Source organism: Vibrio sp. LB10LO1 (genome assembly GCF_010092875.1).
Classification (GTDB): Bacteria; Pseudomonadota; Gammaproteobacteria; order Enterobacterales; family Vibrionaceae; genus Vibrio; species Vibrio campbellii.
On sequence record NZ_JAADJW010000007.1, the window covers coordinates 1 to 22678 of the forward strand.

Below are 22678 nucleotides of genomic sequence, written 5' to 3' on the forward strand. Positions count from 1 at the left end.
ACTGAGCCCGTAGAGGACTTTCACCTCCTAGATCAACGCCATGCTCGGCGCACCATAAAAAATGCCAGCGATATGCTGGCATTTTTATTGGCTTAAACCGTTAAGCGATGATGAGATACAACAGGCCGCGTTATTTACGCAACTCAATCTGGTGAGTTTCAGACCAAATTCTCAAATCATCAAGAATTTTAAGTGCGGTACGGCCAAAATCAGTGAGCTCATAGCTTACTGCAATTGGACGGTCGCTAATCACTTTGCGCACTACCATGCCTTCCGCTTCAAGCTCTTTCAGACGCTGGTCGATCATCTTTTTGCTTGCGCCGCCTAGCATGCGTGCTAAATCGTTGAAGCGAACAGGGCCGTCTTTCAAGTGATAAATCAGCGAACCTTTCCATTTACCACCAATTAGACGCATCCCTTTCTCGATAGCACATGGCTCCGCACATACGTTCGCCACTGACTTGCGACCTTTGCTATCTACACTGATTCTGCTTTCCACAATACACCTCAAGATACGCACCTAATCTAGGTAACGAAAAGTAAGCTAGATACATTTAGTGCTTTAGAGTAATAAAAACGTCACGGCGCCGCAAACAAATAAAAATGGACCGCATGCAGCAGTCCATCTCAATTCATCATTCAGTTCACACTATGTTTCTAAAAGGATTAGAAGTTTTCGTTAATGTGCGCTTCGAAACGTGCAAAATCATTTTCGATATCCGCATTCTTCATCACATCATAGCTAGCGAATGTCGGCAGTGCTGACATACCAAAGAAACGGAAGTTAGCGTGCATGTGGAACATCAAATCATCGACACCTTTACCTTGGAACAGGTATTCGTTCTCATCATCAAACGATTCTTTTGGCGCGTTGAATGTCAGTGAAAGCATGTACTTAGTGTTGGTTCGCGTACCACCTGTACCGTAGTTTTTCTTTGGTTCTTCTGCGCTACGACCGTCGAAAGCACACAGAGCGCCGCCCATACCCGCAGTAAAAACATCGTCCATGTATTTTTTGAATGACCAAGGCACAGACATCCAGTTGATTGGGCTTTGGATGATCACGCGGTCAGCCCATTCAAAGTGTGCGAGTTGCTCATCTACGTTGATCTCATCTTGCATTGTCACAACGCGAACGTCATGGTCTTTTGCTTGTAGAAGCGTCTGTGCTTTATCAACAAGAGAAGCATTTAGACGACCTTCTGAATATGGTGATGGTTCGTGTGCATTGATGATCAGTACGTTGCTCATAGGATTACCCTTAAATAAGTTCACAAGATGACGCGATAACCGTTGTGCGTCGGATGTGGTTTATTATGGTAACCTAGAAATACAATGCAATTAGTTAACTTTTAGTAACCTACCAGGCTTTTAATTATACCACTGTTTTTAAAAGAGATATTTTTTCAACTTTTTCTTCATCGTTATTTCCCGATTAGTTTTTTCATCGAATTGTTGCATCTTCCACAGAGCAGGCGTACACTTTATCGTAATTCGACGATTAACTATTAAGGCCAGCGAATGAGTGATAAATGCAACGACAAGTGCGAAGTTGCTTTTCAGACAACACAACAACAGCTCGAGAAAGAACAAACTCTGGCTGCACAAGCGAAAGCTTTATCCCATCCAGCACGTTTGCGCATTCTGCATATCCTGCACACGCTCGATACCATGGGCGGTTGTTTGAACAGTGATTTAGTTTCTGAACTGGGTCTTGCACAATCTACTGTTTCTGAACACTTGCGTATTCTTAAGCAAGCAGGCTTTATCAGCGCCGAGCCAAACCCACCTAAGGTGTGTTACCGCATTCAGCGCGACGCGTTTGATCAGTTCAATCTAGGCTTTTCCAAGTTATTTGATTAATTCCCTTTGCACGCTGGTCAGGCGTGCAGAGATAAACTATACCTTTAACTATCGCCTTTCGACGATAAACGAATAAGAGAACACTATGACTACTCAAGTTTTAAATAGTGCCAGCGACAAAATGAGCTTCTTGGACCGTTACCTAACGGTGTGGATTTTTGTCGCAATGGCAATCGGTGTAGGTATTGGCGCAGCGTTCCCTCAAGTTGCTGAGTGGAATGAGTCAATGTCAGTCGGCAGCACGAACGTACCGCTTGCGATTGGTTTGATTTTGATGATGTACCCGCCGCTAGCAAAGGTGAACTACAACCTGCTAGGTACAGTGACGAAAGATAAAAAAGCGATCACACTGTCTTTGGTCATGAACTGGATTGTCGGCCCTATTTTGATGTTCATCCTTGCATTGACTTTCCTGGGTGATCATCCGGGTTACATGGTCGGTATCATTCTGATCGGTCTTGCTCGTTGTATTGCGATGGTGCTTGTATGGAACGATATCGGTGGCGGTAACAAAGAATACGGCGCAGCCCTAGTTGCACTAAACAGTGCTTTCCAAATCGTGACTTACAGTGTAATGGCATGGTTGTTCATCACTGTGTTGCCACCGGTCTTTGGTTACGAAGGTTTCGTGGTTGATATCTCGATGATGGACATCGCGGAAAGTGTTCTGATTTACCTTGGTATCCCATTCCTAGCGGGCTTCCTAAGCCGCAAATGGCTGGTCGCTGCGAAAGGTGAGCAATGGTACAACGACGTGTTCATCCCACGCATTTCACCAATTACGCTTATCGCCCTACTTGCGACCATCGTACTGATGTTCAGCTTAAAAGGTGAGATGATACTTGAACTGCCAATGGATGTATTCCGTGTAGCAATTCCACTGGCTATCTACTTTGTGTTGATGTTCTTTGTCAGCTTTTTCGTTGGTAAGAAAATGGGCATCGACTACGACAAAAATGCGTCGATTGCTTTCACGGCAACAGGTAACAACTTTGAACTGGCAATTGCGGTTTCCATCGCGGTTTTTGGCCTAAACTCAGACCAAGCTTTTGCTGGTGTCATTGGCCCACTGATCGAAGTACCTGTATTGATTGCTTTAGTGAACGTAGCACTCAAAATGAAGCAGAAATACTATAAATAACCAAAGGTTATAACCCTTAAGAGTATAATCTCTAAGAGCGCCTATCGTTAACGCGATGGGCGCTTTTTCATTTTGGTGCTAGGCATACAGACCTTTACAAAATCCAATATGCTAACTCAAAGTTTTGAACAATGTTTTAAATTAAGAATTCATATAGGAGTTCAAATATGAATTTGGAATATAAAAAACTGAAGTGGCACGCTGTCCTGAAGCTTTCACAACAGACCATCAAATACCTTGAAGAAGAGAACAGCAAGAGCTGGAGTGACGTCGACAAAGTAAAGGCGAATGTTCATGCTTCTGAGTTGCTACAACAGCTTCTATCGGATTTAGCTGTCGCAGATTCTTCCGCTTCACCATCATTGCGTCCGGTCAAGCGCGCATAGGCCACTTTCCAAGGCTCGGCTTAATTTATCACCACCGTTTTGATGTAATCACTCGGGGTAAGACCGAATTTACCTTTAAAACGCTGACTAAAACGACCTTCCGATTGATAGCCACAAAGTTGAGCCAACATCGCAACGTTATAGTGGCCATTTTGCATTAAATACAATGCATGATTTAAACGTACTTCTGCCAACACCTCTCGATATTGAGTCCCTTCTTGCTTGAGTTTACGGATCATAGTCGCCCTGCTCATGGCAAATCGTTCAGCAGCCTCTTCCAACGAATGTTCTTCACCGGGAGAGAAGGATAAGTAACGACTCAATTTTTGGCTGAATGTGATGTTTGAGCTAACAAACAAATGATGCAACACACCACGCTCGGCAAGTTGTTGATATAACCCCATTACCCAGAAGGTTTGGGTATCTTTGCTCATGGTTTGTTGGTCAAACGAGAACAGAGCATTGAGCGTGTCTTCCAAGGCTTTATCGGCTTCTAATGTCGGCTTTTCTTCACCCTTATCAATGCTTGCACTCAGTTCAAGCATTGCTTCTGACGGCAAGCAATGAAAGCTGAACATTCTAGAGAGAAACTTACCTTTTTGCGGTAAGTTCTCAAAACTCAGCGATGCAGAAGCCTCACAAAGCAGCAGCTCAGAATTGGAAAGATCCAGCGCCGATTCTTTCCAGAAAAGACGCTTACTGCCTGTGATGATCTGAATAATACTTGGGGAATGGATCTTCACATTGCGCAGTTTCTGTAACTGCTCGGCACGAAACAACGTGACTCGATATTGATGGCTCATCTATTCCCCTCGTTTTTTATCATCTATCTATTACGGCTTAACGTGTGTACGTCGCCGTCAGTTTTGCTTTGTCTAACGCCATGCTGTTAAGCGTAAAACCAACCACAGCAGCTGGTGTGTTTTCATCTAGGTTTAGCTTCTCGGTTGGCAATGCCCAAACCGTAAATTGGTAGCGGTGCATGCCGTCTGCTTCTGGTGGGCAAACACCACCAAAACCAACGGTTCCGTAGTCAATACGCGACTCTTTACCGCCCAATTTTTCAATGTTCACTGCGCGTGGCAGTTCGCTAACTGAAGCTGGAATATTAAACGCAACCCAGTGCCAGAAACCACTACCAGTAGGCGCATCAGGGTCATAAGCCGTGATTGCAAAGCTCTTTGTTCCTGCTGGCGCATCCTTCCACATCAATTGTGGAGATTGGTTGCCGCCATTACAGCCCCAGCTGTTGTATTCGAAGGTCTTCGCCATAGGATGACCTTCTTGAATGTCTTTACTGGTTAATTCAAATGCTTGCGCTGAACCAACCGCCAATAAGCTTAACGCCAAAACCGATGTAGTGATTGCTTTCATGATGATGCTCCTATTTCTTAAGTTCGGGATAAGTGTATGCCCCAAAAGAAACAGCAACCCATCATTAAGTATCAATAGCGTTCATTTTAAGCTAATCGGTGATACTTTTCGTGATATTTTTAAATTTGCGCTTATCAGCGACTTATTTCGCTTGTGCTGATTAGCCTAATAGAACAAAGCCCAACGTTATTGGACTATCATAACGCTGGGCTTGAGGATAACGCTGGGCTTAATGGTTTAAGTAGAGTGATAGCGAACTATTGGAACTTCTCACCCGCAGCAGCAACAAACGCCATTTCTACCAACAGTTCAGGATTCGCCAATTCAACTTTGACGCAAGCACGGCTCGGTGCGCATCCCTCAGGGAACCACGCATCCCACACTTCATTAAGGGCATCGAAGTTAGCGAAATCCGTCACGTAAATCGTCACAGACAGAATGCGCGACTTATCGCTATCAACACTGGCTAGCATTTGCTCGGCTTGGTCGAAGATCTGCTGCACTTGCCCTTTCATATCCGCAGTTGTATCTGCTTCTGCCACCTCAACAAAGTTGGCAATACCGTTGAACACCGTTACATCAGACCAACGTTTACATGGATTAATACGATGAATTGTCATGTTATTTCTCTTAATTACGGCTTCTCAACCAAACACACAGGCGCACCGATGTCGCATGAGTATCCGGTTGGAGTGATAACGCCAGTTTCCGGATTCCTATGAAAGCTAGCGACATTATGTGAATGTTGATTGGCAACGAGCATCCACTGCCCATCACGGGATAAAACAAAATCTCTTGGGAACGCGCCACCACAATCGGACGCGGCAATTTGAACCGGAATATCACTCGTTACATCAAATGTGCTGATCAGATTTTGCGCACGGCAAGAGACATAGACAAAACGCTCATCCGCAGAGAGACGAATAGCAGACGCCGCTTCTTTGTTTTCTTCATCGGCTAGCAGTTTAACTTGCTGAGTCAGATTCCATTGTCCGTTTTGCTTGCGAAGTACCACCAGCGTTTCGGACAGTTCGCAAACAACGTACGCGACAGACTCATCACGATTGAAGATCAAATGACGAGGTCCAGAGCCAGCAGGCATAGCGACGCTTTGAGAAAGTGAAAACTTAACTGTCTCACCTTCATTGCCGTAGTCATAGAAGTGAACACTGTCTGTACCTAAATCGACCACAGCCAATTGAGCGGAGTGTTTTAGAAAAGTGACTTGATGGGCATGAGGTGAAGTCTGACGGTCAATATTCGGCCCATTGCCTTCTACATACAATTCTGCAATGGATTTCAACGGCTTACCTTGCTCATCAAGTTGGTAAACACTCACATTGCCGGAACCGTAGTTTGCAACAGCGAGTAACGGTTCTTTAATGTCGATATGGCAAGGGTAATCACCTTCAATTGGCAGTGCATAGCTGTCTGTTTTTTCAGCAAAAATCAGTTCTCCACCTTCCAAGCGTTCGACTTCATTAAAGGTATATAAACCCTCTCCTCTGAGCGCAAGGTAAGAAGGGTTACGAACCGTTTTCACCGCTTCAGGAACAAGTTCATTGGTGAGCGTTAATGCGCCAGTTGCAGTATCGAGAGAAACACACGCAATGCCCTGACTTTGGCTTGGTGAATCGGTATAGGTGCCTACATAAAAATGTAAGTGACCATTTACTATCATGGGAAACCTTTGGGAGATAAAAGAGTGCTTAACCGATAAGATGCCGCCTGCGTTACCAGACGGCAATCCCTTTTAGTTATCAATCGGTTAAAGTGTGAAGCAACAACTCAGTTGGTGACACTATGGCGACAATGGTTTCATCAAAAATTATCGTATTTTCATTGATGATGCGTTGATACACTTCAGCGTCAGATTGGCTAATATCACTGCCCTGCTTAACAAGCTCAATCAAGGTTAAACCTAAATCTGCAACTTTGATTGCAGCTTCTGCAACTGGCACCGTTTCTACCGACGCCACGTTGGCCGCGAAAATAGGTTTGGCTTGCTGCGCTGCTAACTTAACGCTTTGATGATGCATCGCTAACGCATCCAACGCTGCTGTATCACCTTGAGCATAAGCCGCAACTAAATCTTGCATCTCATACACTGCTAAGCTTTCTACTGGCAGTGCATCCGCAAAGCGGTTTAGTCGCTCATACTGGTTGTACAAATCACCCTCGTTTGGCGTAGAGATCCACTTCTCCCAATGACGAGCGTAATATTGAGCCGGCTCGATGTACTTCGCTAATGTTTGTAGTGGTGCTTCGTCTGCACCATTAGCAAGACGTTTCAACATCATATTGGCATCGGCATGATGGCGTAAGCCAAGCGAAATCTCAGACCATGCATCCATCACCTTTATGCGCTTGTACATGCTGCGCTCATCGGTCAGTTCTTGACTCGACCATAGACGCTCGGCAATCGCGTAGCTTCGTGGCCATAGGCGTTGCTCGATGGTCATTGAATCGAGGTTCTCACCCCAAATGGTGATTTCTCCGCCTAAGATTAGCCGCTGTTCTTTCTCGGTCAGCTCAGCCGGATAGCCGCCATTCGGCTCAGGAATGACACTCCCCTGCATGTCACTGCTCGCGACCAACTCTCCAGTCGCAGGCCAACGAACATTGCCAATCAACTGGTAACTGCTGTCTTTCAACTTGCCATCCGCAAAGTCATAGTTGAATTCGGTGTAAGACATAAAGTTATCGAAATGCCCTTTAAACTTCACACCCGGCACATACTCGATGATGAACACCTCTTCGCGAGACTTACCGTTGTAATCGGTAAACGCTCGGTAGCTGCCGTCTGTCGCTTCAATAATGGTCAGATTACCTGTACGTGGACCACCTTTGTTGCGTGGTTTCACCCAATCGTAAGTCGCGAATTTCTCACCTTGATGAAGTTGGTCATCAACCGTGATTCCTTTCGGCATTGGGTCATTGCGATAGTGGTAACTGGTTGGCTGTGGCTGGTCTAGGTAATAGCCTGTTGAGAGAATGCCTTGGTAGCCCTCTTTTGCTGCTCGACCTATACTGTCGTGCCCTTGCCAGCTTTGAATCACAATCGAGGTTGGAAGGTCTTTGTGCCAGATTTCATCCCAGCCAGTCATCTTCTTGCCGCGCTGTTCCAACATCTGTTCGACCTTGGTGTTCAGATACGATTGCAGACCACGCTCTCCATCCAGATTGTTGTCTTTGATGAATTGCTGAATCTTCGGGTTGTCTTTCCACTGTTGGTAATTTGGTTCATCACCGCCGATATGGAAGTACTCATCAGGGAAGAGCTCAACCACTTCGTCAAACACGCTCGCCAGCATCTTGTAAAGTTCGGGATTGGTCGGGTCCATTAACGGCTCAAACACACCCCAGCCACGTTGATGCGGATAAGATTGTTCCCCCATACCAGACATTAATTCAGGGTAAGCGTGCGCCACTGCCGAAGCATGTCCCGGCAGAGAGATTTCAGGGATAACTCGAATACCAAGGTTGCGCGCGTAATTCACTACATAGCGGATTTCATCTTTGGTGTAGTAATCACCATCTGCGGTGTCTTGCCATAGCTTTTGGTAATTATCGAGCTGGATACGAATCGCTTGGTCATCCCAAATATGCCAATGGAAAACGTTCATTTTTGCTGATGCCATCGCATTGAGTTGACGAAGAATCACGTCGAGTTCAATGAAGTGACGAGAAGTGTCGTAAGAAACGCCACGCCAAGGAAAGCGAGGCTCATCTTGAATCGACACAGCAGGCACAAAGTACCCAGTCGCGTCCGTAGTTACCAGCTGCAAAAAGGTTTCTAAACCATGGAAAGCACCGTAAGGGCGTTCGGAGCGAATGATGATCTGACCATTACGCGATTCAAGTTGGTACGATTCATCGCTGTTAATATCTTGCACCTCGGACTTAGGCGCATTACGAATATCAATCACCAAGGTCGCGTCTTTTTCCGACTCAGCATGCCAGTTCAGCATTGGTAAGCCGGTTTGGCGATATAGACGGTCCATAGTGCGCTTTGCGTTGAACTGCACGCGCGGTGAATCGTAGCCTTTGATGTAAATGCTGAAGGATTTATCCAGTGTGATTTTACCCTGCCCCAACTCTACATTTTGTGGGTAAGGCATTAGGTTAAGATCGGTGTTGGGAGTCATCGCCATTGCTGCCGTTGGAATTGTGATTAAGCCTGAAATGAGTAGTGCTAATGTACCTTTGTTCATCCGCGCCATCCTGTCGTTGTTATTATTGTTCAACCCAAGTCACGCTATTTAATGGGGTCTGGTGACTTGGGTAAAAGAGCTCAGTTTGAGTTACGCAACCAGCTCTACTGCTTCACGAACCAGCTTGCCAATTTCGTCCCATTGTTCGTTTTCAATTAAGCTCGGTGCCACCATCCAAGTACCACCGCAGCAAACCACACGGTCGATGGCTAGGTAATCATTGACGTTGTTCTTGCCGATACCGCCTGTCGGCATCAGACTCACATCAACATAAGGTGCGAGTAGCGACTTCACCATCGCGATACCACCGCTCGCTTCTGCCGGGAAGAATTTGAGGAAGTTCAAACCCAACTCTAGTGCTTGCTCAACCTGACTTGGGTTGTTCACACCCGGTACGATTGGCATGTTGATTTCTTGGCAGCGACGCACGGTATTTGGGTTCAACCCCGGCGCGACAATAAACTCTGCCCCCGCGTCTTTTGCTTGGGTAATCTGCTCTGGCGTCAGTACCGTGCCAGCACCGATGCACATTTGCGGGTTAGCATCGCGCATGGCTTTAATCGCATCGGCAGCAGCTTCTGTTCGAAACGTCACCTCCGCAACCGACAGACCGTTTTCTACTAACACTTTCGCCAATGGAATCGCGTGCTCTACCTTATTAATTTGAATAACAGGAATAACTTTGAATTGCTGAAGTTGCTTAATCATTGCTTGGGACATAATACGTTCTCGGAAATTATCGAATTAAATGAGTCATGGCGTCGTTTGGAATAATCGCGCCAGGATATTGAATAACGGTTGCTGCTAGTGCGTGACCGAGTTGGGCAGACTGCTCACAACTTTGTCCGGTCAATCGTCCTGCAAGGTAACCAGCAGCAAAAGAATCGCCAGCGGCGCAGGTGTCGATCACTTTGACAACCTTCTCTGCGGCTACGTAAGCGGTTTGCTTGTCATCACCATGCGACCAAACCAATTTGCAAGGCTCACAGCCACGTTTAATCACGATTTCTTGGCAACCAAAGCGAAGGCAGCGCTGCTCGGCACTTTCCTCTTCGCCCCACACTAAGACATCATCGTCTTCTGTGATAAGCGCAATGTCGACTAATGGCAGAATTTGGCTGTACCAATGTTTCGCCTCTTTCGCAGACCAAAGTTGAGGACGGAAGTTATTATCGAAGATAACCTTGCCTCCACCCTGTGAGAACTGACTTAACGCCTTTTTAAGCCTTAGTTTGCTATCTTCATTTAGAATCGCAATGCTGATGCCACTTAGGTAGAGATAATCCAGCTCTCGGTTCGCAATCGCGGCTTCTAATTTGTTGAGTGAAGAGGTTGAGAAGTAGCTTTTGACGGCTGCGCTGTCACGCCAATAAAGAAAGCTGCGTTCGCCCTCTTGGTCGGTCTGCACCATGTACAAACCCGGTAGTTGAGCTGGGAAGATCTCGACAAGGTCAGTAGTAATGCCTTCTTGTTGCCAGTTTTCCAGAAGTTCTTGAGAAAGTACGTCCTCCCCAAGACCAGTCGCGTAGGACACTTGGACAGGTTGCTGAGCCGTTAGTCGAGAGAGGTAAAGTGCGGTATTGAGCGTGTCGCCACCAAAGCCTTTGCGAATTGGGGCGCCGCTCAGTTCAATCATGCATTCGCCAAAGAAAGCAATTTTAGTCTGGGATGAATCGGTCATCGTTCACCTACTTTGGATAGATTTAGAATGGAGGCTCGGGGGAGCCACCAGTTTGTCAGGAGCTTATGAGCGAGTTTCTGTTTGAGCCAAAACTCTTTGCTGTTAAGCGTTTTGATTTGCTGTTGTGCGGTTTTTTAATGAAGCATCTTCTTCTAGAACACCATCGTCAGACAGTTCCATTTCCATAAGCGCACGCTCATCATCTAGGATTGCTCGTGCCATTTCTGGTGAAACTTGGTTAGCTGGAGTCACTAGGCTTACTACCACACCTGCGGTTAGGGCAAATAAGCAAGATGGAATCACTGGGTTACCCCAGAAAGCGGTCAGGTCAGGGCTCATCATGACAGCAAATGAAGCGATAGACGCACCTGCCAATGTTGCCAATGCACCTTGCCAGTTGTAACGCTTCCAGAAGCGACCCAACATACCGCACACGAACATGCCAGACATAACTGTCGAGATCATCTTAGTGATGTAGCTAATGATGTCGTTAGACGTTAGCGCGAACAGCAATGCACAACCGATCACTACAACCAAAGCCAAGCGAGAGTAATTCAACATGGACTCTTTGTTTGGCACGCGGCCGGTGAACATTACGTACACATCACGCAGTAAGATAGACACGCCCGCAATCGCATCGGAACTCGCACTCGACATCGTTGCTGATAGACCTGCAATCAGAACGATAAGACCAACACCTACTGGCAATACCGTTGCCGCGATGTATGGGAAAGCAAAGTTTGCGTTGTTCAGTTCAGGGTCAATCGCATGCGCCGCCATACCAATGACTGCTGGAATGATAGAGAAGAACAAATACAGCACACCAGAAGCCACGAATGAGCGACGGATGGTTGATACGTCTTTACCTGAGTAGATACGCTGGCGGAATGAAGGGGTTGCAAGTACACCCACACCAATCACAACAGCAAGAGAAACCGCTGGGATTAAACCAAGCTTATCAATCGCAAGGAAGCTAACCGCTTCTGGGTCCATAGCAGAGTAAAGGTTGTCTAAGCCGCCAATGTGCTGCACCGACAGTACCGCCATTAGGATGAAGCCAACAAACAAAATGATAGCTTGAATGGTATCAGTCCAAACCACCGCGGTGTAGCCGCCAATAACCACGTAAATGGTAAACGCTGCTGCGATGATCATCTTCGCAGTGCTCAGCTCAATATCGGCAATCCACGCTAGGTACATACCACCACCAAGGATGTGTGCGCCCAACCAGCCAATGGAAGCGATAAAAATAAGCAGACCAACCACGTTCTTCACGATGCGGTTTGCACCTACGTAGTAAGCGAGCTCTTCACTCATGGTCATAAAGTTGAGTTTACGAACTGGCGCGAACCACAGTGCCAATAACAAGATACCAATTGCGCCGCCAATGCCGTAAAGCGCACCAGCCCAACCGTTTGAGTAACCAAAGCCAACCGCGCCCATACTAGAGCCCGTGCCAACCATAGTTGCTACCGTGGTACCTAATACGAGGAACAGAGGTAAGCCTCGACCACCGAGTAGAAAGTCTTCACCTGATTTTTGGTTGCGAGAGACAAACCATCCCAACCAAATTAAAAATAAGACATACGCACCGAAGCCGGTAAGAAAAAGTGTACTGTTCATTGAACACCTCTCATATCAAAATCCATCTTTCAGATTGATATAATTCCAGCAGCAAGTATTAGATTTTATTCCAGAAATTATCTAATTTTATTTTTATAGCTTTTGCTAAATATATTAGGCACTACTGCTTTATGAAATTATATTTATGTAGGGAGTGAGAGTGCCAAAAAGATAATAACAGGAAAGTAATTATTTCCGGCACTCTATTTTATTTAATTAGGTAAAGTGTGATTTCTATCGGCGATCTTCGCGGTAGCAAGTCACATCGACTTCGACTTTCACGTCCACCACCAGATCACACACCATGCAAATACGTGCAGGTGGGTGATCGCCAAAGAACTCTCTGAACACTTTATTGAACGATTGGAAGTAACGAGAATCCGTTAGTACCACTTTTACGTGTACCACGTCAGCAAGTGTGTAGCCTGCTTCTTCCATGATGTCGACACAGTTTTGAATCGCGAGGCGAGACTGGTCAACGATACCGCCTTCTACCACTTCGCCATCAGTCATTGGTGTTTGACCCGATACGTATAAGAAACCGCCTGCTTCTGTTGCGCGTGCAAATGGTAAATGTTGACCGCCAGTACCTACGCCGCCTTCTACACCATAACGTTTAATTGACATAATATTCTCCAGTGATAATGCTTAATCTATAAAGTTAATTTATTTAATAAGTTATTGATGGGTATTATTTCTATAAATAAATACGCCATTTCTATTTTCGGTGACGTTATCTTTAAAATAAGATAACTCACCATTTACAAATACAGATTCAATACCTTGTGCAACAGAAATTGGATTTTCGAACGTTGCAGTATCTTTAATTGTATTTGGGTTAAATAAAACCAAGTCAGCATATGCGCCTGCTTTTATTTCACCACGATCTTTTAGTTGGTAGCGTGCTGCTGACATTCCTGTCATCTTGTGAATCGCTTCTGCCAATGGGAAAAGCTGCTCTTCACGACAGTAATGCCCCAAGACTTTCGGGAATGTTCCCCACAAACGTGGATGTGGGTGCGGGTCGTTTGGTAATCCATCCGAGCCCACCATGGTCAACTTATATTTGAGGACACGTTTGACGTCGTTTTCATCCATGCAGTGATAAACCGCGCCCGCAGGTTGCAACGCTTTTGCTGCTTCCATAAGAGGCAGTTGCATCTCGTCAGCAATGTCTTTTAGCATCTTGCCAGCGTGTTCTGGCTTGCTTTCTGACCAGGTAATGAAGATGTCGATTTCATCCGTCACCTGTTTTAAATCCAGTGTTGAAGAACTCGCCGAATATGGGTAGCAATCGCAAGACACGTCTTGATGCTCAGAAACCTTATCCATCAAATCCAGCACTTCTACCGTGCGTCCCCAGTTGCCTGCACCTGCGCATTTAAGGTGAGAAATCACCACGGGCACTTTGGCGTACTGCCCAGTTTCAAAGGCTTCTTCCATTGCGCTGATGATTTCTTCAAACTCAGTGCGCATGTGCGTGGTGTAGATACCACCGTGATGACCGAGAATTTCCGCTAGACGCATGACTTCATCCGCGTTGGCTTGCTTGGCACTCGCATAAGCAAGACCCGAGCTCAAACCCAATGCGCCCTCTTTCATCGCTTGTGCCAATGTTTGGCGCATTTGCTCGATTTCTTCATCGGTAGCCGTGCGCAGTAAGTCGTCCATCACGTTGTTACGTAAAGTTGTGTGACCGACCAACGCAGCAACGTTGACTGCAGGGTTCGCCGCTTGTACCGCCTTCGCATACTCCGCAAAAGTTGGGTATTTGAAATCTTCCTGCTTGCCCAATAGGTTCATTGGGTCCGGCGGAGTATCACTGAGTACCGCAGGGCTCGCGCTAATTCCGCAATTGCCTACGATTACCGTCGTCACGCCTTGGCTGATCTTTGGCAAGCAGTCAGGGTAACGAATCACATTGGTGTCATCGTGCGTGTGCACGTCAATAAATCCCGGAGCCAACGCAAGACCCTGACCGTTGATAACCTTCTTTGCAGAAAGCTCGTCTAGCTGCCCTACTTGCTCAATACGATCTTGACGAATCGCAACATCAGCAATGAATGGTGCTGCACCCGTACCGTCAAATACCTCTACGCTTTTGATAATGGTATCGAACAACATACTTCACTCTCTTCGTCCGTCGTTAACATGATTCCATCTTAATAATTCTTGAAATTTAAACAGTGAAGAAACACACAAAAAAATCAGATTTGTTTGATACTTTCTAACATATTATTTATGGTAGTTAGCAACAAACACTTAATATCAATCACTTAGACCATGTTAGAAGTAGGTACGCCATGAAAGACAATCGCCAAAAGTGTGATAAAAACTATCATAATGAGTGTGTTACCACGCCAGGTTACGGAGAAAAGGCTCAACCTGTTGCGTGCAATTCGGACGGGTTACACAGCTTGATCCATGAAGAGATCACCTTGCCTGCAGCGGTGATCAAATCTTCTTCATTGAAGAACAACCTCGATTGGATGCAGCGTTTTGCCAATCAGCACAAAGTGAAGTTGTCACCGCACGGTAAAACCACCATGACTCCCGCTTTCTTTCAGCAGCAATTAGAAAACGGCGCTTGGGGCATTACCGTCGCAACGCCGGCTCAGGCAGAGATTGCGGCGCTAGGCGGAGCGAAAAACATCATCATGGCGAACCAACTAGTTGGGCGCGCAAACATGACTATCATCGCCAACCTGATTGAAACCCACGGGGTCAACTTCTATTGTTGTGTGGACTCAAACCGAAACGTCAAAGCGCTAGAGCGTGCCTTCGCTGAACATCAATTGCCACTTAATGTACTGATTGAGTTTGGTGTCGAGGGCGGTCGCTGTGGGTGCCGAAATCAACAAGATGTGGTTGAGCTCGCCACTCTCATCCACCAGCAACCTCACCTTACGCTAAAAGGTATCGAGGTTTACGAAGGTGTCATTCATGGTGACAATGCTGAGCAGGACATCCGTGACTTCCTCAACACCACATTAAAAATCGCAGCCCAACTACAAAACGACAAGTTGATTGAGTCCAAACCTCTGGTCACAGGCGCAGGCTCTGCTTGGTATGACGTGGTTTCTGAATGCTTTGCCAACCTAGAAGATTTTGACGCCATCATTCGCCCAGGTTGCTACGCAATTCATGACACTGGCATTTACCTAGACGCGCAAAACAAAGTCATGCAGCGCGCTGAAACCAACCAAGGTGCGGCGTGTGATTTAGGTGGAGACTTGGAATCGGCACTAGAGCTTTGGGCTTATGTGATTTCTCGCCCCGAGCCAACCAAGCTGGTTGCCGGCTTTGGTAAACGTGACGTGGCGTTTGATGCCGGATTACCAATCCCCGAGCGTGCTTACCGCGATGGTGAGTCAATCTCTATTGAAAGTGCGGTAACGACCGCGGTGATGGATCAGCACGCGTTCATCGAAGTAGACACAAACAGCGACCTTCAAGTGGGTGATATGATTGCCTTCTCAACCTCTCATCCATGTTTAACGTTTGATAAGTGGCGTGCCGTGGCGGTTTGTGATGATGAGTATCAAGTCACTCATTGGGTGAAAACCCGTTTCTGATGATGAGCTTAGTGAGGCTTTTCGTTATACTTCATGCCAAACCAGTGGAGGCGGCACAATCGCCTCCATGCAAAAGATAGGAACACAGCTTGAGTTTAGAAGTCGATATTATCTCTCAAATCACTGAACGTTTCAGTGCGCTGCGCGATGCCGAAAAGAAGGTCGCGAAGTTGATCATGGACGACATTCAAACTGCCGCCAACGCCAGCATTACTGAGCTGGCAGAAAGCGCAGAAGTGAGTGAAGCTACCATCACCCGTTTTGCCAAAGCTGTTGGCTGCAAAAACGTGCGTGATATGAAGATCAAATTGGCACAAACCTTAACGGTTGGACAACGATTCATCCTTGAACCGCCTGATCAAAGTGGCTACCAAGGCATCTATGAGTCGATCAAGCAATCCCTTGATGTAAACCGCAGTTTGATTGTTGAAGAAGATATCGACACTGCCGTGAACTGGCTGCACAACGCAAGACAAGTGATCTGTATTGGTATGGGTGGCGGCTCAACCATTGCAGCACAAGAGATGCAGCATCGTTTGTTCCGTCTGGGCTATCCTGTTGTGGCGTACAACGATGGCTTGTTATCGCGCATGATTGCGGCGACGGCAGACGCGAACGATGTGTTGGTCATGATCTCAGCCACTGGCTATACCCCTGCCATCATAGAAACCGCGCAATTAGCCAAGCAGTACGGCGTGAAAGTTATTGTGATTACTCCGAAAGACACGCCTTTGACTGAGCAAGCCGATTTGGTTCTGCCTATTGAGCACCAAGAGACGGACTTCATCTATAAACCATCGGCTTCTCGTTACGCGATGTTGGCTTTGGTTGACTTACTTTCAATGGCATTGGCCGTTAATCATAAGCGACGCTCGCGCGATAAACTTCGCCGACTCAAAGTTGCCCTCGACTCTTATCGTGGCGGTTTGGAAAGACAGCCTCTTGGTGATTAAACCAACGTGATCTAGATAACTAAACTCTCGCTCATAAAACTCAAACAATGAAGCCCGATGTTCAGCATCGGGCTTTTATTTTACCGAGATAAGACTTCAATTCGGTACGTTGTCTTGTTTTAATATTTAGGAAAACTTGCTTACACATAAATAACGAAATTCATCAATAAGAAAATTCTGATTGAATGTAAGGTTATCAAGATTAATACCAATTCGTACTCTAAATAATTTATAAGTTAATTAATTATTTTTCACATCAATATTGATTAACTATTAACTTATTTTCAAACTAAATATGAACATTAAGTTTCCATTTTATTTTCGTTTCCGATAAAACTATTTGAGACTTTCATCACACTAAATTTCAAATCTCAGGAATAGACTCCGAGCCTTTCAAGCCCCCAATTTGCAGTGAGTCTATGAAACTTTCCAACCTAAGTATTAGAAGTAAAATCAGTGCGTTGATACTTGTTATCTCCGCTGCCGTCATTGCGTTATCTTTCTTCTTTACCTCTCAAATAAAACTTATTGATGGCAAGATGACAGAATTTTCTGACACCACAGTGCCAAGTATTTTATTGGTAAAAAATATTGAAATCGAAATTGGCACCTTAAGAAAAGACGAATTCTCTTTGCTGACTAATGTAAACCATGCTGAATTTAACACTTGGCTTAAAGGTTTGGATGAATCAGAAAATAAAATCGACAACTATATTGAACAATACGGTAAATCACTTTGGGATCAGCGCGACCGTGATGCTTATAATGAAGTATCGAGTGCATGGTCAAAGTACCGTAGCTTCAACGACAAATATTCAGAGCTATTAACCACGAAACGTATTGAAGAAGCCAACGCCATGCTGCTAGATGGTTTTTCAACGTTCCAAGCACTTTCTAACTCGATTAAAGATCTGGTTGAGTTAAACCAAACCTTCATCAAAGAAGACATCAACAGCACTCACGATGTAGTTGCAGACGCCATCACTTATAGCATTATCGCGATTGTTGCTTTATTGGCATTGAGCTTCGTGCTCGGCTTATTCCTTACAAAACAAATCTGTTCTCCGCTGCAATATGTGGTTGAAATGGCCTCGAAGATTGCTTCTGGCGATCTAACCTACAAACTTCCGCGCAATAAAATTGGTAACGATGAGCTCGGATTATTGGCAGACGCCTGTGAAGATATGCAAGCCAAGCTGCTGAGTCTGGTCGATAGCATCTCTTCTACTACCGCTCAGGTGAGCACCGCTACCGAGGAAGTGAGCGCCATTTCAGAGCAAACCTCTTCTGGCATGGATGAGCAACAGCAACAACTTAACCTGATTGCGACCGCCATGGACGAAATGCAAGCAACAGTGCACGATGTAGCAAGTAACACAGAAGCCGCTTCAGAAACTGCAAACAGCGCCTCTCAAGAAGCCAAAGAAGGCTTAGAAGTGGTTCAAGAATGTATTGAGCAGATCAACGAAGCCTCAATCGCGATTCAATCTGTTGGCACCATGGTAAGCGAGCTAGAGCAAGACGCATCGAACATCAGCGTGGTGGTTGACGTGATTCAAGACATAGCAGAGCAAACTAACCTGCTTGCTCTCAATGCCGCAATTGAGGCTGCCCGCGCGGGTGAACAAGGCCGCGGATTTGCAGTTGTAGCTGATGAAGTTCGTACGCTAGCGAGTCGCACACAAGCATCGACAGAAGAGATCATTGCTATCATCAGTAAACTTCAGAATTGCTCGAAAACCGCGGTATCGGCTACAAACAACAGCAACGATTTGATTCAAGTGTGCGTTGAACAAGCTCAGCGAGCGGGAACGACGATTGGTCACATCGAACAAAGCGCTGACAACATCGCTGAAAAGAGCATCCAAATCGCGAGTGCCTGCAGTGAGCAAAGCTCTGTGACTGAAGAGCTGCACCGCAATGTCGAACACATCAACCAGTTCTCTAGCGAAGTCGCAACAGGCTCTCGTCAAACCGCGATTGCATGCCGAGACTTGAGTGAACTGGCGGTTGGTCTACAAGAAATCGTCAGTCAGTTTAAAACGGCTTAAACAGCCATTAAAGGTTGCGTTAACTTTGTCCTAGCGCGCTCTGTAAAGCCCGATGCTCAGCCATCGGGCTTTGCTTTATCTCGCCGTTTCTTTACGTGTACACGGTAAATCTGATCCTTGTCTCGATTCTTTAATTTATCTTTCCTAATCCCACCAACATCACGGTAACCCACTATATTTGAATGAGAATATTCTTAGAAACGCATTCAAAGGTGAGGCCAGTTTCAATAATTAATCAATTGATGAATATTGAAGGAATTAACTTCCTAGCCGGATAAAACTGACTCACGTTACACTGAATGCAGTCCCACACTCTTCTATAGCTTGATACGAGTTCGAGCTCACCTTCTTAGAGGAAGCGTCGCATGATGAAGCGAATCATTCTTGGCACCCTAGTCCTGACTCTTTTAACTGCCTGTTCCAAAGATGACGGACAGCAAGCCCTTGGCACACTAGAACGTGACCGCGTAACATTTACTGCGACCTCTAGCGAGATAATTCGTGCCCTACCCATCAAGGAAGGTAGCCAAGTCACCGAAGGAGAAGTGTTGGTTCAGCTCGATACAAAGAACCAAGAAGCCGTTTTAGCTCACGCCGTAGCCGAACAAGCCAAGGCTGACGCTTATCTTTTGAAATTGACCAACGGTGAGCGGCCAGAAGACATTGCCGCAGCGCAAGCACGCGTTGCCAGAGCGGAAGCTCAATTGGTTGAAGCACAAAAGAACTACCAACGTAAAGCGGAGTTAGTTCGTAAAAAACTCATCAGCCAATCAGAAAAAGACACCGCTTTAGCAGCCAGAGATTCTGCCCGTGCAGAGCTAGATTCCTCACAAGAAGAGTTCAGCAAACTAACGGCTGGCTCTCGCCCTGAAGATATTGAACAAGCAAAAGCAGCACTCATGGCAGCAAAAGCCGATGTGGCACTGAAAGAACAGAAACTGGCAGAACTCACCATCACCGCCACACGAGATGGCTTACTCGACAATCTACCGTTTAACCTTGGCGAACGCGTTCCTGTGAATGGTGTGGTTGCTGTAATACAAGCCAGCCGCGTCCCATACGCTCGCGTTTATGTTCCTGCCAACTACCGAGTCGATTTTGTGCCGGGTAAAACGGTTAACGTGCATGTAGATGGCGTTGAACAACCATATAGCGGCACCGTTCGTTGGGTTGCGACTGAGCCTTCATTCACGCCTTATTTCGCGCTTACCGAGGAAGAACGCTCGCGTTTGATGTACCTAGCAGAAGTCGACCTTCAAGACTCAGCACAATCCTTGCCTTCGGGCATTCCAGCGCAAGTGGATTTGGTGGAGTAAGCCAATGACCGAATACGCGATTCAAGCTGAAAATGTGGTGAAAAAGTTTGGTGACTTCACCGCAATCAACAACATCACACTTAATGTGCCCAAAGGCAGTATTTATGGTTTTCTTGGCCCCAACGGCTGCGGTAAATCGACAACCATTCGTGTGTTGACGGGCTTGCTTAGCCCAAGTGAGGGCAATGTCGATGTACTCGGGCTAGAGATCCCAAAACAATCTGAGCTTCTGCGCCTCAAGATTGGCTACATGACACAAAAGTTCTCCCTCTATGATGATCTGACGGTTCAAGAGAACCTTGAGTTTATTGGACAAATCTTTGGAATGGAAACCAAGGCCCTAAAAGCTCGCATCGAAGAACAACTATCCACCTACGGTCTAGACCAACTGCGTAAACAGCGCGTCGGCGGAATGAGTGGCGGCCAGAAACAACGCTTGTCTCTCGCCGCTGCGACCATGCACAAACCAGAACTGTTGTTTCTTGATGAACCCACATCTGCGGTTGACCCAGAGAACCGACGCGATTTCTGGGAGCAGTTGTTTGACCTCTCTGACCAAGGTACGACGATTTTGGTCACAACGCACTACATGGATGAAGCAGAGCGCTGCCATCGTCTGGCTATTATGGAAGCGGGTGAAATCCGCGCTGATGGTGAACCAGAAGAACTCATGGCGCAAATGGGCGTTAACATCGTCGAAGTCAAAGCGGATAACTTACGCGAGCTCAAAGAGAAAGTCATTCAGCGCGAAGAGGTACGATCCGCCGCACAGCTAGGCATTCGCTTACGCATTTTGATCCACCAGCACATCGAACAACCGATCGAGTGGTTAACCCAAACCTTTCCAGAGCTTGATGGCTGCGAGATGAACATTGCTCGTCCTAGCTTGGAAGATGTGTTTGTCAGCGTTACGGGAGAAGGTCGCCAATGATGAAATCTATTGCCCGTATGAAAGCCGTAATGATCAAAGAAATCCGTCAGCTTTCACGTGACCGCATTACCTTTGGCATGGTCGTGATGATCCCGTTGATTCAGCTCCTGCTGTTCGGCTTTGCCATTAATACCGATATTCGCAATATTCCCGTTGGCGTCGTCGATCAAAGTGGCAGTACTGCGGGGCGTGTGATTACCGAATCCGTCAAAGTAACCCAAGTGGTCGATGTGGTGGAAACCTTCGCTACCGCGGAGCAAGCAGAACAAGCTATTCAGGATGGTATCGTTCGTGCGGCTTTGATTCTACCTAGTGACCTTACCCAACGTATAGTGCAAGGCAGAGAGCTTGGTCAGTGGATTGTGGATGGTTCGGACACCATGATCAGCTCTGCGATTCTTTCACTACAAACCATGCCGTTAACGGATTTTGATTTTGAGATACGCCCTGCCCCAACCAAAACCTTTGAAGTTGCGCTGTATTACAACCCGAGTCGACGCTCGGCGGTGAACATTGTCCCCGGTTTGTTGGGCGTGATTCTAACCATGACGATGATCTTGTTCACCAGTGCAGCCATTGTTCGAGAACGGGAGCGTGGCAATCTAGAGTTACTGATTACCACACCAATCCACTCTATCGAGCTGATGGTGGCGAAGATCATTCCCTACATCTTCGTAGGTTTGATTCAAGTCTTCATCATTCTCGGTTTGGGTCACTGGATATTTGATGTACCGATAAACGGTGCCATTAGTCAGATATTGTTTGGCACGCTGTTATTTATCGCCGCGAGTTTAACTTTAGGTTTGGTGATATCCACCATTGCGACGACTCAGCTACAGGCGATGCAGATGACAGTGTTTATTCTTCTGCCATCAATCTTATTATCAGGGTTTATGTTCCCTTATGAAGGGATGCCCGTTGCGGCACAATGGATATCAGAAGCCCTGCCAGCCACACATTTCATGCGTATTATTCGTGGTGTGGTGTTACGTGGTGCAGATTTGATGGAGCTTTGGCGAGATACGCTTTGGCTGCTTGGGTTTACCGTTATCGGTCTCTTTGTTGCTTCACTTCGCTTCAAGAAGTCACTCGATTAACCTACCAGATTCCAGAACTAAAAACGCCTCCAGAATTGGAGGCGTTTTTATTGAATCATTTAATCATCATAGCGAAATCAGTAATACTCACCTAAAGAGCAGTCATGCAAATCTGAAATGCTATAGCTTCTTAGCGAATTGATTTTGAAGTTGAACACCACTTGTTTACAGACGTTTCGGCTGCGGTCGCTGTAGGTAATATACCCTTCGCTGTACGCCCGTTTACCGCTGGTTGAGGTAATGTCTGCGTTCAGCTCCAGATGCGCCTTGTGCGCTTCTACACGTTCCATCATCTCATGTACGTCAAGCCACTCTTCACGGTTGGCCATTTGGATCAGCATCGATTCCGCCTGTGTTTGTAACTTTTGCGGATAAACGTAAAAACGGTTATAGGCAAAATAGGCGCTCATTAAGATTAGTATTAACACTGCTGAGGTAGTTCTTGTCATGCAAGTTGCCTCTTATCGTTATGA

The 22678-nt window shown here is 46.3% G+C and carries 22 protein-coding genes; 9 read left to right on the forward strand and 13 right to left on the reverse strand.

From position 1 onward, the window contains the following. Positions 1–130: 130 nt before the first annotated feature. Together GXP65_RS06675 and GXP65_RS06680 are read right to left on the reverse strand one after the other, a co-directional pair. Entirely contained in the window at positions 131–499 is a 369-nt protein-coding gene (locus GXP65_RS06675; protein WP_045419096.1) for a helix-turn-helix domain-containing protein, read from the reverse strand. A 167-nt stretch (positions 500–666) separates the two neighbouring features. Further along, entirely contained in the window at positions 667–1251 is a 585-nt protein-coding gene (locus tag GXP65_RS06680; protein WP_045372530.1) for an NAD(P)H-dependent oxidoreductase, read from the reverse strand. A gap of 270 nt (positions 1252–1521) precedes the next feature. Here GXP65_RS06680 and GXP65_RS06685 point away from each other — a divergent pair, with 270 nt between their 5' ends. The 3 genes from GXP65_RS06685 to GXP65_RS06695 all read left to right on the forward strand — a co-directional run bounded on the left by GXP65_RS06685 (position 1522) and on the right by GXP65_RS06695 (position 3390). Continuing rightward, positions 1522–1863: a winged helix-turn-helix domain-containing protein gene (locus GXP65_RS06685; protein WP_005425131.1), complete on the forward strand. Its 342-nt coding sequence runs from the start codon at positions 1522–1524 to the stop codon at positions 1861–1863. Positions 1864–1948: 85 nt separating this feature from the next. After that, on the forward strand, positions 1949–3004 hold the full coding sequence (arsB, locus tag GXP65_RS06690; protein WP_045391148.1) for an ACR3 family arsenite efflux transporter: 1056 nt from the start codon (positions 1949–1951) through the stop codon (positions 3002–3004). A gap of 167 nt (positions 3005–3171) precedes the next feature. After that, positions 3172–3390 (forward strand): hypothetical protein, encoded by a 219-nt coding sequence (locus GXP65_RS06695; protein ID WP_005425122.1) that lies wholly within the window; start codon positions 3172–3174, stop codon positions 3388–3390. A gap of 20 nt (positions 3391–3410) precedes the next feature. Here the strand turns inward: GXP65_RS06695 and GXP65_RS06700 are convergent, their stop codons facing one another. From GXP65_RS06700 to GXP65_RS06745, 10 genes are all read right to left on the reverse strand, one after another. Beyond that, positions 3411–4193: an AraC family transcriptional regulator gene (locus tag GXP65_RS06700; protein WP_162092343.1), complete on the reverse strand. Its 783-nt coding sequence runs from the start codon at positions 4191–4193 to the stop codon at positions 3411–3413. Between the two features lie 37 nt (positions 4194–4230). Next, on the reverse strand, positions 4231–4764 hold the full coding sequence (locus GXP65_RS06705) for a YbhB/YbcL family Raf kinase inhibitor-like protein (protein ID WP_005435484.1): 534 nt from the start codon (positions 4762–4764) through the stop codon (positions 4231–4233). Positions 4765–5021: 257 nt separating this feature from the next. Further along, entirely contained in the window at positions 5022–5384 is a 363-nt protein-coding gene (locus GXP65_RS06710) for a RidA family protein (protein ID WP_005534602.1), read from the reverse strand. A 14-nt stretch (positions 5385–5398) separates the two neighbouring features. Continuing rightward, positions 5399–6445, reverse strand: a complete 1047-nt coding sequence (locus GXP65_RS06715) for a lactonase family protein (RefSeq protein ID WP_077262895.1) — start codon at positions 6443–6445, stop codon at positions 5399–5401. A gap of 79 nt (positions 6446–6524) precedes the next feature. Beyond that, complete coding sequence (locus tag GXP65_RS06720) at positions 6525–8978, reverse strand: beta-N-acetylhexosaminidase (RefSeq protein ID WP_162092344.1); 2454 nt, start codon at positions 8976–8978, stop codon at positions 6525–6527. Between the two features lie 90 nt (positions 8979–9068). Further along, positions 9069–9698 (reverse strand): bifunctional 4-hydroxy-2-oxoglutarate aldolase/2-dehydro-3-deoxy-phosphogluconate aldolase, encoded by a 630-nt coding sequence (locus GXP65_RS06725; protein ID WP_162092345.1) that lies wholly within the window; start codon positions 9696–9698, stop codon positions 9069–9071. A 16-nt stretch (positions 9699–9714) separates the two neighbouring features. Continuing rightward, entirely contained in the window at positions 9715–10659 is a 945-nt protein-coding gene (locus GXP65_RS06730) for a sugar kinase (RefSeq protein ID WP_049537889.1), read from the reverse strand. Between the two features lie 102 nt (positions 10660–10761). After that, positions 10762–12282 (reverse strand): sodium:solute symporter family protein, encoded by a 1521-nt coding sequence (locus GXP65_RS06735; RefSeq protein ID WP_038889690.1) that lies wholly within the window; start codon positions 12280–12282, stop codon positions 10762–10764. 234 nt (positions 12283–12516) lie between these two features. Beyond that, the gene (locus tag GXP65_RS06740) at positions 12517–12909 is read right to left on the reverse strand and encodes a RidA family protein (protein ID WP_005425100.1); all 393 of its coding nucleotides are present in this window, start codon (positions 12907–12909) and stop codon (positions 12517–12519) included. 51 nt (positions 12910–12960) lie between these two features. Next, positions 12961–14406 (reverse strand): D-aminoacylase, encoded by a 1446-nt coding sequence (locus GXP65_RS06745; RefSeq protein WP_162092346.1) that lies wholly within the window; start codon positions 14404–14406, stop codon positions 12961–12963. Between the two features lie 179 nt (positions 14407–14585). Between GXP65_RS06745 and GXP65_RS06750 the strand changes: the two genes are divergently transcribed. From GXP65_RS06750 to GXP65_RS06775, 6 genes are all read left to right on the forward strand, one after another. Beyond that, positions 14586–15857, forward strand: a complete 1272-nt coding sequence (locus GXP65_RS06750; protein ID WP_162092347.1) for an amino acid deaminase — start codon at positions 14586–14588, stop codon at positions 15855–15857. 89 nt (positions 15858–15946) lie between these two features. Next, positions 15947–16810, forward strand: coding sequence for a MurR/RpiR family transcriptional regulator (locus GXP65_RS06755; RefSeq protein ID WP_162092348.1), 864 nt, complete (start codon positions 15947–15949; stop codon positions 16808–16810). A gap of 419 nt (positions 16811–17229) precedes the next feature. Beyond that, entirely contained in the window at positions 17230–18861 is a 1632-nt protein-coding gene (locus GXP65_RS06760; protein ID WP_162092349.1) for a methyl-accepting chemotaxis protein, read from the forward strand. Positions 18862–19226: 365 nt separating this feature from the next. After that, positions 19227–20177 carry an HlyD family efflux transporter periplasmic adaptor subunit gene (locus tag GXP65_RS06765; protein WP_205455467.1) on the forward strand — a complete coding sequence of 317 codons (951 nt, stop codon included), beginning with the start codon at positions 19227–19229 and terminating at the stop codon, positions 20175–20177. Between the two features lie 4 nt (positions 20178–20181). Continuing rightward, positions 20182–21108, forward strand: coding sequence for an ABC transporter ATP-binding protein (locus GXP65_RS06770; RefSeq protein ID WP_033906808.1), 927 nt, complete (start codon positions 20182–20184; stop codon positions 21106–21108). Beyond that, positions 21108–22205, forward strand: a complete 1098-nt coding sequence (locus GXP65_RS06775) for an ABC transporter permease (RefSeq protein WP_162092432.1) — start codon at positions 21108–21110, stop codon at positions 22203–22205. Before GXP65_RS06770 ends, GXP65_RS06775 begins: the two co-directional genes overlap by 1 nt. 77 nt (positions 22206–22282) lie before the next feature. Here the strand turns inward: GXP65_RS06775 and GXP65_RS06780 are convergent, their stop codons facing one another. Next, on the reverse strand, positions 22283–22654 hold the full coding sequence (locus tag GXP65_RS06780; RefSeq protein ID WP_086015291.1) for a hypothetical protein: 372 nt from the start codon (positions 22652–22654) through the stop codon (positions 22283–22285). Positions 22655–22678: the final 24 nt, after the last annotated feature.